12 protein-coding genes, 1 tRNA gene and 1 pseudogene are annotated in these 12,173 nt (G+C 65.2%); 7 read left to right on the plus strand and 7 right to left on the minus strand.

All coding sequences use genetic code 11. From position 1 onward, the window contains the following. The first annotated feature begins 129 nt into the window (after positions 1-129). On the plus strand, positions 130-1,467 hold the full coding sequence (locus Mrose_RS00945) for a glucose-6-phosphate isomerase (RefSeq protein WP_119275567.1): 1,338 nt from the start codon (positions 130-132) through the stop codon (positions 1,465-1,467). A 57-nt stretch (positions 1,468-1,524) separates the two neighbouring features. Continuing rightward, positions 1,525-2,007: a DinB family protein gene (locus tag Mrose_RS00950; RefSeq protein WP_119275568.1), complete on the plus strand. Its 483-nt coding sequence runs from the start codon at positions 1,525-1,527 to the stop codon at positions 2,005-2,007. A gap of 51 nt (positions 2,008-2,058) precedes the next feature. On the opposite strand, the gene Mrose_RS00955 is transcribed toward Mrose_RS00950, so the two are convergent. Continuing rightward, positions 2,059-3,930 carry a phosphoenolpyruvate carboxykinase (GTP) gene (locus tag Mrose_RS00955; protein WP_119275569.1) on the minus strand — a complete coding sequence of 624 codons (1,872 nt, stop codon included), beginning with the start codon at positions 3,928-3,930 and terminating at the stop codon, positions 2,059-2,061. A 178-nt stretch (positions 3,931-4,108) separates the two neighbouring features. Here Mrose_RS00955 and Mrose_RS00960 point away from each other — a divergent pair, with 178 nt between their 5' ends. Then, the gene (locus Mrose_RS00960) at positions 4,109-4,342 is read left to right on the plus strand and encodes a CDGSH iron-sulfur domain-containing protein (RefSeq protein ID WP_119275570.1); all 234 of its coding nucleotides are present in this window, start codon (positions 4,109-4,111) and stop codon (positions 4,340-4,342) included. 97 nt (positions 4,343-4,439) lie between these two features. Here Mrose_RS00960 and Mrose_RS00965 read toward each other — a convergent pair whose 3' ends face one another. From Mrose_RS00965 to Mrose_RS00980, 5 genes and pseudogenes are all read right to left on the minus strand, one after another. Then, positions 4,440-5,594, minus strand: coding sequence for a class I SAM-dependent rRNA methyltransferase (locus Mrose_RS00965; protein WP_119275571.1), 1,155 nt, complete (start codon positions 5,592-5,594; stop codon positions 4,440-4,442). Positions 5,595-5,715: 121 nt separating this feature from the next. Then, positions 5,716-6,120 (minus strand): annotated as a pseudogene (locus Mrose_RS19265) (transposase family protein); the annotation flags it as partial. Next, entirely contained in the window at positions 6,092-6,373 is a 282-nt protein-coding gene (locus tag Mrose_RS18730) for a hypothetical protein (RefSeq protein ID WP_182482621.1), read from the minus strand. The gene Mrose_RS18730 and the pseudogene Mrose_RS19265, both read right to left, overlap by 29 nt. 179 nt (positions 6,374-6,552) lie before the next feature. Next, a tRNA-Ile gene (locus tag Mrose_RS00975) sits at positions 6,553-6,629 on the minus strand. A gap of 44 nt (positions 6,630-6,673) precedes the next feature. After that, the gene (locus Mrose_RS00980) at positions 6,674-7,153 is read right to left on the minus strand and encodes a DNA cytosine methyltransferase (RefSeq protein WP_119275572.1); all 480 of its coding nucleotides are present in this window, start codon (positions 7,151-7,153) and stop codon (positions 6,674-6,676) included. A gap of 76 nt (positions 7,154-7,229) precedes the next feature. Between Mrose_RS00980 and Mrose_RS00985 the strand changes: the two genes are divergently transcribed. From Mrose_RS00985 to Mrose_RS01000, 4 genes are all read left to right on the plus strand, one after another. Further along, entirely contained in the window at positions 7,230-8,072 is an 843-nt protein-coding gene (locus Mrose_RS00985) for a DMT family transporter (RefSeq protein WP_119275573.1), read from the plus strand. Between the two features lie 41 nt (positions 8,073-8,113). After that, positions 8,114-10,279 (plus strand): alpha-amylase family glycosyl hydrolase, encoded by a 2,166-nt coding sequence (locus Mrose_RS00990; protein WP_182482622.1) that lies wholly within the window; start codon positions 8,114-8,116, stop codon positions 10,277-10,279. Between the two features lie 203 nt (positions 10,280-10,482). Continuing rightward, the gene (locus tag Mrose_RS00995; protein ID WP_119275574.1) at positions 10,483-11,190 is read left to right on the plus strand and encodes an AzlC family ABC transporter permease; all 708 of its coding nucleotides are present in this window, start codon (positions 10,483-10,485) and stop codon (positions 11,188-11,190) included. A gap of 15 nt (positions 11,191-11,205) precedes the next feature. Further along, positions 11,206-11,532, plus strand: coding sequence for an AzlD domain-containing protein (locus tag Mrose_RS01000; protein WP_119275575.1), 327 nt, complete (start codon positions 11,206-11,208; stop codon positions 11,530-11,532). Between the two features lie 73 nt (positions 11,533-11,605). On the opposite strand, the gene Mrose_RS01005 is transcribed toward Mrose_RS01000, so the two are convergent. After that, positions 11,606-12,121 (minus strand): HNH endonuclease, encoded by a 516-nt coding sequence (locus tag Mrose_RS01005; RefSeq protein ID WP_119275576.1) that lies wholly within the window; start codon positions 12,119-12,121, stop codon positions 11,606-11,608. Between the last annotated feature and the right edge of the window lie 52 nt (positions 12,122-12,173).

The raw sequence follows: 12,173 nt of genomic DNA on the forward strand, positions 1-12,173 counted from the left end.
GAGTGCGCGAGGGGGCTTTTGTCCGAGGGTGACCCTCGGACGAGGCTTCCTCCCGTATTTTCCAGGGGATGCCCAGGCCTCACAACCTCCCCGCTTCCTGCTGCTTGCCCCATCCAGTAGCATGGCTCCATGTTGCGCCTAGACCTCAGCAACCTGGATTCCCGCCGTATCGGATCGCAAGGCATCGACCTCGAGCAGGCCCTGCGGGCCCACAAAAAGCGGCTCGAGGCCGCCCGCGACGCCCTCTGGGGCCGTAAGGGCGACCCTGCTGAGTTTTTGGGCTGGATCGACGTGCCCGAAGACACCCAGACCCTGCGCAAGGTGCTGCGCTACCGCGAGGCCAACGCCTGGGTGGAGGACTTGGTGGTGCTGGGGATCGGGGGTTCGGCGCTGGGAGCGCAGGCCGTGAACGCGGCCCTGGGCAAGGGGCCAGTGCGGCTGCACTTCGTGGACAACGTCGAGCCCGAGCCTATCCTCGAGCTGCTGCGCTCGCTCGAGCCGCGCAAGACCTTGGTCAATGTCATCAGCAAGTCGGGCTCCACCGCTGAGACCATGGCCGCCTTCTTGGCCTTCCGGCGCTGGTTGGAGGAGGCGTTGGGCCAGGACTGGAAGCGGCACGTGGTCGTCACCACCGACCCCGCCAGGGGCATCCTGCGCCCCTACGCCCAGGCCGAGGGGCTCCCTGCCTTCGAGGTACCCCCGGCGGTGGGCGGGCGCTTCAGCGTGACCTGCCCGGTGGGAACGCTGCCGCTGGCCTTCGTGGGGGTAGACCTGGAAGCCCTGCTGGCGGGTTGCCGCAAGGCCAACGAGACCGCGCAGGCCCAGGTCGAGGCCAACCTGCCCGCCCAGAGTGCCCTGGTCCACCACCTCCTGAGCCAGAAGGGCAAGAGCGTCAACGTCTTCATGCCCTACTCCACCCGCCTGCGCTACCTGCCCGATTGGTTCGTGCAGCTGCACGACGAGTCGCTAGGCAAGGCCATCGACCGCGAAGGGAAGGTGGTTCACACTGGCACCACGGCGGTGCGGGCCATCGGCACCACCGACCAGCACGCCCAGGTGCAGCTCTTCCGCGAGGGCCCCCACGACAAGCTGATCACCTTCGTGCGCCTGGAGAAGCCCACCGAAGACCTCAAGATCCCCGCCGTGGCCGGGCTCGAGGCCCTCGATTACCTCTTTGGCCGCAGCTTCTTCGAGCTGCTGGACGCCGAGGCCAAGGCCACCGCCCACGCCCTGGCCAAGGCCCATCAACCCAACTTCGCCTTCGTGCTCGAGCGCCTCGACGCCTACACCCTGGGCTGGCTGATGCAGCACCTCATGTGGCAGACCGCTTTCCTGGGCGAGCTGTGGAACATCAACGCCTTCGACCAGCCGGGCGTGGAGCTGGGCAAGGAGTACACCTACGCCCTGATGGGCCGCAGGGGCTACGAGAAGCTGGCGGCGGAGTTGAAGGCGGAAGGGGTCGAGTGAACGCAGGTATTCCCTCGATAGGTTGAACGAAGCAGAACTAGCGGGTATCATTCTGTCATGAACGAAAAGGCGTTCGTCGAAAGCTGGCTCGAGGTTCTTCGGGAAGCCTGTGAGGGTGGCAGGCCGGGCGAGGGCACCGCCTTCCTGGATAACACCAAGCCCGACGGCAGCGGCAACCACGGCCTCTTCGCCACCCTGGACGCCCTCACCGCCGAGCAGGCTTCCGACCCCACGGCCCTGGGCACCAGCGTGGCTGCGCACGCGGCGCACGTGGCGTTTCACCTCGAGGTCGGGGTGCGCTGGGCCGGCGGCGACCGGGGCCCCTTCGACTGGAAGGGCAGCTTCGAACCCAGGGTCGTGGACGAGGCCCAGTGGCAGGCCACTTGCAAGCGGGTGCGTGCGGCTTACCAGGCCACCGTGGACCTGGCCCGCAAAACTGAAGCCTGGGACGAGGACGCGGCGGGCGGCCTGGCCGCCTCGCTGGCCCACGTGGCCTACCATCTGGGGGCCATTCGGCAGGTTGTGAAGCTGGTGCGGTAGAAGGGAAGGGGCGAGCTAGTGGCTCGCCCCTACAAATGGCGTTTGGCTTGTTTACGAGTTGTTGACCTCTCCTACGTCCCAGTGCTCGGGCGAGCGCCAGAGGTTGGAGATCAGCAACTCGCGCATGGCCAAAAACTCCTTGGGCATGCGCTCGTAGAGCTTGATGAAGAGCTCTTCGTGCGAGAGGATTTCCCTGAGCCACAGATCGCGGTCGATGGCCATGAGCTCCTGGAACTGCTCCTTGGAGAAGTCCAGGCCGCGCCAGTCCATGTCCTCGTAGCGGGGCACGTAGCCCAGGGGAGACTCGGTGGCGTAGCCACGTCCGTTGGCCCGCTCCACGATCCACTTCAGCACCCGCATGTTCTCGCCGTAGCCGGGCCAGAGGTAGTTGCCGTCTTTGTCCTTGCGGAACCAGTTGACGCTGAAGATGCGCGGGGGGTCTACGACCCGGCGACCTATGTCCAGCCAGTGGTTGAAGTAGCTGGCCATGTGGTAGCCGATGAAGGGCAGCATGGCGAAAGGATCGCGCCGCACCTCACCGATCTGACCGAAGGCCGCCGCCGTCATCTCTGAGCCCATGGTAGCGCCCAGATATACCCCGAAGCTCCAGTTGAAGCTCTGGTAGACCAGGGGCACCACCGTAGCCCGGCGGCCCCCGAAGATGAAGGCTTTGATGGGCACTCCATTGGGGTTCTCCCACTCGGGGTCGATGGCCGGGTTCTGGTAGGCCGGAGCGGTGAAACGCCCGTTGGGGTGAGCGGCCTTGCGCCCGGAATCGGGGGTCCACTCCTGGCCCTGCCAGTCGATGGCCCTGGCCGGGGGCGGGCCGTCCATGCCCTCCCACCACACGTCGCCCTCGGGGGTGAGGGCTACGTTGGTGAAGATGGTGTTGGCCCGGATGGCCTCCATGGCGTTGGGGTTGGTGCTGTAGGAAGTGCCCGGAGCTACCCCGAAATACCCAGCTTCGGGGTTGATGGCGTAGAGCCGCCCGTCGGGGCCGGGCTTGATCCAAGCGATGTCGTCGCCCACGGTGGTCACCTTCCAGCCTTCTTCCTGGAAGGGCTTGGGCGGGATCAGCATGGCGAAGTTGGTCTTGCCGCAGGCGGAGGGGAAAGCGGCAGCAACGTAGGTCTTCTGGCCCTTGGGGTCCTCGACACCCAGGATCAGCATGTGCTCGGCCAGCCAGCCCTCGTCGCGCCCGATCACGCTGGCGATGCGCAGTGCTAGGCACTTCTTGCCCAACAGCGCGTTGCCGCCGTAGCCTGAGCCGTAGCTCCAGATGCTGCGCTCCTCGGGGAAGTGGACGATGTACTTGACGTCGGGGTTGCAGGGCCAGGGCACGTCGGGCTGGCCGTCCCTAAGCGGCATCCCCACGCTATGGACGCAGGGCACGAACTGGTCGCTCTCGCCCAGCACCTCGAAGACCTGCTTGCCCATGCGGGTCATGATCTTCATGTTGACCACGACGTAGGCCGAGTCGGTGATCTCGATGCCGATGTAGCTGATGGGCGAGCCCAGCGGCCCCATCGAGAAGGGCACGATGTACATGGTGCGCCCGCGCATGCAGCCGTCGAAGAGCTTTTGCAGCGTCTCGTGCATCTCGCGGGGGTTGACCCAGTTGTTGGTAGGGCCGGCGTCTTCCTTGTTGATGCTGCAGATGAAGGTGCGGTCCTCCACCCGCGCGACGTCGGAGGGATCGGAGCGGGCTAAGAAGGAGTTGGGCCTGAGCTGTGGGTTGAGCCGTATGAACGTGCCCTTCTCCACCAGCAGGTCGCACATCTGCTGGTACTCCTCCTCGGTGCCCTCGCAAAAGTAGACGCTGTCGGGCTTGCACAGCGCCACCATTTCGGCAATCCACTGCCTGGCACGAGGGCTTTTGACGTAGCTGGGGAACTCGAGTGTGTCTGCAGTAACTGTTGTCATACGATACTTTACCGTCATCTGTAACTATACCTCCTAAGCCGCGCAGTTCGTCCACTTCGTGCTGAGGGCCACTTTTGCCTCGAAGAGCAGTCTGCTCGATAAAGTTTTGGCGAGGTAGGGGCATTTAGCCCGTTCGCTCGCCGGTTCGGCTCTACCTGAAGAGCGCTATCCTGAAGCTATGAGGATTCGCTTCCGCGAGAACGCCTCCATCGCCATCGACCTGCCCGAGGGGACCCCGCTGAAGGTGAACGGGACAGAGCGGCGGCTCGAGCGCGCCAAACTGGCCCTGTGCCGTTGCGGTCACTCGGGCAACAAGCCCTTCTGCGACGGCACCCACAAGCGGGTGGGGTTCGAGGCGGGAGCAGGGGAGCTCGAGCTCACCGAGCTTGGGATGGGGAGAGAGGGGCGGTAAGGCCGGTGGCCTGTCCGAGGGTCCAGAGTCTAGGGTCGAGGAAGGCGTCTCGCGTCTTGCGTTTTGCGTACGACGTAGGACGTACGACGTAAGACCCTCACAGAGGATCATCCTGTACCACCAACGTCTTGAGGTACAGCGACTCCGGCACGTGCAGGCTCCAGGGGTGGTCGCTGGGCTGGTAGGTCACGCGCTCCACCCGCAGGCGGCGGCGCTGGTCGGCGGCGGCGCGGCGGGTGACCTCGAGCAACTCCTCCACGCCCAGGTAGTAGGCGCAGCTCGACAGCCACAGGTAGCCCCTGGGGGCCAGCAACTCGAGGGCGTGGTTCACCAGCTCCACCAGCAGGCGCTTGACCCTGGGTAACTCGTCGGGCTTCTTGACCAGGGTGGGAGGGTCGAGCAGGACGTGGTGGAAAGGCTGGGCCTTCGTGCTGAGGTCTTTGAGCACTTCCAGCGCGTCCCCGGCGCGGATATCCACGCTGAGCCGGTGGCGGCGGGCGGCGTTGTCCAGCACGGCCAGGGCGTCGAGGTCTTTGTCCACGGCCAGCGCGTAGGCCCCGGCCCGCGCGGCCCGCAGGGCGAAGCCGCCCACGTAGCTGTACACGTCCAGCACGCGCTCTCCCGCCCTGAGGCGGCTTTCGAACAGGCGGCGGTTGTCGCGCTGGTCGAGGTAGAAGCCGGTCTTCTGGGCCAGGGCCAGCGGGATGGGGAAGACTAAGCTGTCCTCCTCGACCTCGAGCACCTCTGGCACGTTGCCGTGGATCACGCCCACCTTTTCGGGTAGGCCCTCCTGCCTGCGGGCCTCCACGTCGGAGCGCTCGTAGACGCCGCCGGGCTGGGCGACCTCGAGCAGCGCGGGCAGCCAGAACTCGCGCAGGGCCTCCATGGCCCGGTTGCGCACCTGGACCACCAGGGTTTCGCCGAAGCGGTCCACCACCAGTCCCGGCAGCCCGTCGGCCTCGGCGTGGACCAGCCGGTAGAAGCGGCCCAGGTGAGCCCGCTTGGACTGGGCGACTTCGAAACGCTTACGGAAGAGGGCCCGGTCGAGGTTGCCCCGCTCCCAGCGGTAAATCCTCAGAGCCACCCGGCTCTTGGGGTCGAAGTAGCCGGTGGCCGCGTACTGCCCCTCGGCGTCGTAGAGTTCAGCGACGCCCGCCATAACCGGAGCCTCGGATAGCTCGTCGGCGAACACGCCGGGGTAGTAGTTGCGAACTTTCTTCTCCTTGCCGGGTTTGAGCACGGCTTTCAGCACTACACAAGGATAAGGCACTCGGCTTCCGCTCCCGTCAGCAAGCCGAAACCTCGAGGCCTGGCAGGTGGGCCTCGAGGGCTTTAGCGGTTGATCCAGACGGTAAGATAACCCAAGTTGCCACCTACAAAATACTGGCCAGCTTCCTGAAGTTGTGGGCAAAGATGAACCCCCACACCTTGAGCACAAAGCCCTGGAGGGTCGTAGCATGAATCCGCTTGGGGAATAGCTCCGTCAGGGCAGAACCCACCGACTCGATGATCTTCCGCCCCTGCTGGGCAATCCACTGCGAGGCCTGCCGGTAGCGTTTGGAGTTCCGCTTGCGGATGGCTCGCAGCCGGATACCCTCGGCCACCGCCAGGTCATCCTCCGCCTGGTAGGCGGTATACCCCCGATCCACCTACAGTTCAGACCCCCTCGGTAAGTCCAACGGTAGCCGATACAAACCCTCCACATCCGCAGTGGAACCGGGAGTGAAGATCACCTCGCTGATCCCCTGGTTATCCGTGCAGAGCAGGTGGAGCTTCAGTAAGGCGTGCTTTGGGGAAGAGGGGGTTTTTGCCGGAACCCAAAAGCGCCAGCGCCCGGCCCACGTAGCTTTTGTTCAGGTAACGGGCGCTCACCCTGGAACCCTGGGTCTGGACCTTCCCCGCTAGCTCGAGCACCACCCCGTTGCCCAGGTCCTGGGCCTCGCTGAGGGCCTGTACCACCTGGGCGGGGGTTTGGTTCTGCATGAAGATCACCAGCCCAACCCCTTCCACCGTGTTCGAGCCCAGCACCATCACCGCTTGCCACTCTCCAGGGCGATGATCCCTGCCCTGAGGGTGCTGAAGTTCTGGTTGACCTCGCTGGACTTGATGGGGGTGTTGGGGCTGAAGGTGATCAACTCACTTAGTCACTTAGGCTGGCGGGTACGGCACAAGAGAACCGGGGCCCCGAAAGACCCCGGCCACTGCTTTTCTGGTGGGCCGTGCAGGACTTGAACCTGCGACCAAGAGATTATGAGTCCCCCGCTCTGACCAACTGAGCTAACGGCCCGAACCCTTGCCAGTTTAGCGGTTTTGCCCCTCAGGCTCAACGCTTTAGCGCTGGGGTGGGGGAGGGGGGTGGCGGTCTTGCCCGGTGATCTGGTCCTCGAGTTCCCCGATGTAGGCCGCCAGGGTGTTGCCGGCCTTCTCCAACTCATCGATGATGGTGCTCTCCGACTGGGTGATGCGCTCGCCAAGATGGGTGCGCAGGGACTCGAGTTCCTCCTGGATGAGCTTCTTGAGCTCGGCCAGGCGACTGGCCTCGGCGTCCTCGGCCTGCTTGCGCAAGGCCAGGATTTCGCGGGCGTACTTCTTGACCTCGAGCAAGGCCGCTACCTCGGTCCCGATGGAGAGAATGACGTACCAGATCGAAAGCAGGGCCACGGTGATGAGCAGGATCAGACCCAGCGGGGCTTCCACGCGGGTGAAGACGAGCGAGAGTGACTGGGGGGCCATGATGAGCGACCAGTTGGCCGCGGCGAAGATGCCCAGAAGCACCAGCACCAGGGTGACGAAGATTACGCGTGGCCTCATAAGGCTCCGCCGGGATTATACCAATGCCAAGTGAAAGCCCAATGGCTCAGCGGCGCGTCGAGGTAGACTCGGCCCGGTGGGTTACGTCTACGTTCTCATTGCTGCGACGTTGTGGGGTTTGCTGGGATCATTTTCCAAGCTGGCGTTCCAGGAGGGGATCACCCCGCTCGAGGTGGCCTTCTGGCGGGCCGCCATCGGCAGCGTTTTGTTCGGAGCGCACGCCCTGCTCCTGCGCCAGGCTAAGGTGGCTCCCCGCGACCTGGTGGCGGTGCTGGGCTTTGGGTTGCTGGGGATTTCGGTGTTCTACGCGGCTTACCAGTTCGCCGTGCAGGCTGGGGGTGCGGCGCTGGCGGCGGTGCTGCTCTACACCGCTCCGGCCCTGGTCGCGCTGCTGGCCTGGCCGCTGTTGCACGAGCGCATGACAGCCGGAAAGCTCGCAGCGCTGGGGCTCACCCTGCTCGGCGTGGCGGCCATCAGTCTGCAAGGCGGTGAGGTGCGCCTGTCGGCGGCGGCTTTGCTCTGGGGGATGCTCTCGGCGTTCACCTATGCGCTTTACTACATCTTCGGGAAGTTGTACCTGAGCCGCTATTCGACCCCCACCATCTTCCTGTATGCCCTTCCCGTCGGGGCTTTGGGGCTTTTCCCGCTGGTGCAGTTCGAGACCAAGAGCCTCCTGGCCTGGGGTGCTTTGCTGTTCATCGCCTCGCTGGCGACGTACGGAGCCAACCTGGCTTACTACGCGGGATTGCGGCGGCTCGAGGCCACCCGCGCCGCCGTGGTCGCCACCTTCGAGCCCGTGGTGGCGGCGGGTGTGGCCTTCGCGTGGTGGGGCGAGCGTTTTGGCCCGCTGGGTTACGTGGGGGCCGGGCTGGTGTTGCTGGGGCTGCTGGTGCTGACGCTGGAGGGCCGCCGCAGGTGAAGGCCATCGGCCCATGTTGAAGCTGGGCCATAATAAGGAGCATGAGGGCCTTGATGCGCTTGTGGACCGTACTGGTGATGCTCCTGCTGGCCCTCGCCAGCGCGGCCAAAGTCCAGGTTAGTTTCACCTACGACCCCCCGGCGGGCCTCGAGGTGCGCTCGGTGAGCCTGCGGGGCAGCTTCAACAACTGGGCCGAGCTGCCCATGCGCAAGCAGGACAACGGCACCTGGGCCCTGAGCGTGGAGCTCGAGCCCGGAGTCGTGCAGTACAAGTTCTTCATCAACGGCCAGTGGCCCAAGAACATGTGCGACGACCCCACCTTTGGCACCCCACAGGTTGACGCTGAGGCCCAGGGCTGCGTAGACGACGGCTTTGGTGGCTTCAACGCCTTCCGCGAGATCCGGCTCGAGGCCGATGCGCCTGCCGAGGGTGGAGCCGCCGAGCTGAACTTCGAGCACGACCCCTCGGCGGTGCGCTACGTCTCCGTAGCGGCGGGCAGGCTCTCGGTGCGTTTCGAGGTCCGGGCGGGTTCGGTGAAGGAAGCCTTCCTCGAGGCCGGAGGGCGCTACCCCATGCACCGGCAACTGAGCTACGCGGACGTGGAGGTCTGGCGGGCTGCTGTGCCGACTTCAGTGGGTGAGTACCGCATCCGGGTGGTGGACTCCGGCGGCCAGGAGCAGAGCTTCGGCCCCTTCAGCCCACCCCGGCAGCCCTTCGCGGCGCTGGACTGGGTGAGCGGGCGGGTGGGCTACCAGATCTTCCTCGAGCGCTTCGCCAACGGTGACCCCTCCAACGACGAAAAGGCCCTCGTGAGCGACGAATACAACTTTAACCAAGCCTGGAGCAAGGACCCCGGCGCCCCCAAGCCCTTCGTCTCGAAGTGGACCGATCCGCCGGCAGGCGACCATTGCTGCCACCAGTACTTTGGCGGCGACCTGGCGGGCTTCCTCCAGAAGCTGCCCTACCTGCAGGAGCAGGGCGTGAGCCTGGTCTACTTCAACCCCCTCTTCGACTCGGGCTCGGCCCACGGCTATGACACCCACTCCTACCTCGAGGTCTCGCCCAAGTTCGGCGACAAGGCCCTGCTCAAAAAAGCCCTCACCGAAGCGCACAAGCGAGGCATCCGGGTGCTCTTCGACTTCGTGCCCAACCACACCGGGCTGGGCTTTTTCGCTTTCCAGGACGTGGTCAGGCGGGGCCGCAACTCGCCGTACTGGAACTGGTACTTCATCAAGAAGTGGCCCTTCGTGCCGGGGGATGCTACCGCCTACGAGGCCTGGGGCGGCTTCGGCAGCCTGCCCAAGCTCAACACGGGCAACCCAGGGGTGCGCCAATACCTCATCGAGGTGTCTAAATACTGGCTTCGCTTCGGCTTCGACGGCATCCGGGTGGATGTGGTCAACGAGCTGGTGGACGCCCACGGCTTTTTTGCTCAGTGGCGCCGCGCCCTGAAGGCCGTCAAGCCCGAGGCCTACCTGGTGGCCGAGATCTGGCAGCGCGACGCGAGCTGGCTTCAGGGCGATGAGTTCGACTCCTTGATGAACTATGCCATCGGGCGTGACGTGGTGCTGCGTTACGTCCGTGGGGGACCGCTATTCAACGGCAACCGCATGCTGCTCGAGCTGGCCCGCGTCTACGCCACCTATGCCGAGGCGGTGGCGGCGATGGGCTTCAACCTCATCGGCTCGCACGACACCGCCCGCATCCTCACCGACCTGGGGGGCGGGGGCCTGCGCGAGACGCCCTCAGCGGAAGCGCTGGGCCGGGTCCGGCTGGCGGCGGCGCTGCTGTATGCCCTGCCGGGGGTGCCGGTGTTCTTCCAGGGCGACGAGTGCGGTTTCGGCGGCGAGAAGCCCAGCAGCCCGCCCTACGACCTGCACCGCTACCCCGTGCAGTGGGAGCGCTGCAGGTCTGACCTCCAGGCCCACTTCAAGCAGTTGGCGCTACTGCGCAAGGAGTTGCCCGGCCTCAGCAGTCCCGTCTTTCGCACCTTCAAGGGTGAGGGGTCGGTGATGGCCTTCCTGCGCGGCGAGCCCGGCGAGGGCGAAGTGCTGGCGGTGTTCAACAACGGGGGCGACCCCGCCCGGCTCGAGCTCCCCGCTGGCGCCTGGCGCGACGCGCTCGAGGCCCGCACCTACCGGGGCGAGCTCGAGCTGGCCCCTCTGGGCTGGCGCTATATGGTGCGGACGGGGGGCGGTGAGCGGTAAGCGAGAGGCTTGTGGTCCGTGCTGAACCGCCGTCGAGGGGCTAGGCCGAGGCGTACGGCGTACGACGTAGAACGTATGACCCGCGTTTAGCGTAGGGCATTCGGCTATTGGCTATCGACGTTCAACATTCGGCATATCCCCTCACACGGCGTAAGACATACGGCGTATGTCCCTTCTGGCCAACTGCGATTAAACTTCCCTACATGGCTTTGCCCAGAGAACACACGCAAAGCGTAACCGCGCAGAGCATCGGCGACGTCTGGCCGAGCCTGCTGGGGGTGGTTCCCTTCGGGTTGATCACCGGGGCGGCGGGCGTGAGTGCCGGGCTCAGCGTGCTGCAGACCATGGCCTCGTCCCTGGTGCTCTTCGCCGGGGCGGCGCAACTGGCGGCCTACCAGCTCATGGACTCCGGCTCGCCCATGCTGGTGGTGGTCCTGACGGTCGCCGTGGTCAACCTGCGGTACTTGATGTACAGTGCCTCTTTGGCACCCTATCTGGCCGACTGGAAATTCTGGTGGAAGATTACAGGGGCCTACATCCTGGTAGACCAGCTTTACGCGCTGTCCCTGCATCGCTTCCGAGAGGAGCGCTTCTCGAGCCCTCTGCCGCGCTGGGTCTACTACATCACTGGCTCCGTCCTGACCTGGGTGGTGTGGCAGGTGGCCGTGTGGATTGGCGCGTGGTTGGGGGCTAAGGTTCCACCCTCCTGGTCGCTCGACTTCGCCATCCCCCTCTCCTTCATGGCGATGGTTTTCGCCTCGATCCGCGACCGTCCGACGGCGGCGGCAGCCCTGGTGGGCGGGCTTTCGGCGATGTTCGCGGCGACCCTACCCTACAACCTCGGGCTGATCGTGGCTTCCCTGGCCGGGATTGGGGCGGGAATGTGGCTCGAGGGCAGACGCCTGTCTTGACGCGGCGCCAATCTTATGAGCGAGTTCACGATCTGGATGAGCATTTTGCTGGCCGGCCTGGTGACTTTTTACCTGCGCTACTCCTTCATCGGCTACTCCCACCGGATGCAGACCCCCGCGTGGTTTCGGCGCGCTTTGCGCTTCGTCCCCGCGGCAGTGCTCTCGGCGCTGGTGTGCAAGGCCCTGGTCTACTACGGTGGAGCCCTGCAACTCACGCTCTCCAACGAGCGGCTGCTGGCTGCCGTGGTCGCCGCAGGCGTGGCCTGGCGCACCAAGAACGTGCTCTGGACGACCGTAGCAGGGATGCTGGCGCTGTGGGCGTTGCAGGCGCTGGGGCTGTGAGCGGGAGGATGGAGGTCGGTGGCTCGCCCTACAGGGGCTTACGTTTGGCGCGCGACGTACAACAGCTATCGACCTAGTGATCCATATCAGGCAGATACGTCTTCCACGCCTCCGGCAGCTTAGGCAGGTCGGCCACGAGGAGCAGGCTGTGGCGGGGGGCCATGGGGCGTCTGGCCAGGCGCATGTTGGCCTCTTCGGGGGTGCGGTTTTTCTTGCGCAGGTTGCAACTGCGGCAGGCGGTGACCAGGTTTTCCCAGATGCTGCGGCCTCCTCGGCTCTTGGGTACTACGTGGTCAATGGTCAGCTCGCCTCCCCGCCGCCCGCAGTACTGGCAGGTGTAGCCGTCGCGGCGCAGGATGTTGCGCCTGTTAAGCGGTAGCCGCCCCGGAGGGCGGCGTACCAGACGTTTCAAGCGGATGATGCTTGGAACAGGGTAAGGCTGCCCTGGAGTTCGCAGGAACTCACCGCTTTCCTCGACCACGTCGGCAGTGCCGTTCATCACCAGAATTACCGCACGCTTCACGCTGGCCAGCCCCAGCGGCTCGTAACCGGCGTTGAGCACCAGAATGCGCGGCATATCTAGGTTCATGCCTACAAGATACCGCATTTGTGTCATGGGCTCACAGGCAAACTTACCATCT

Origin of the sequence: Calidithermus roseus (genome assembly GCF_003574095.1) — a bacterium.
GTDB lineage: Bacteria > Deinococcota > Deinococci > Deinococcales > Thermaceae > Calidithermus > Calidithermus roseus.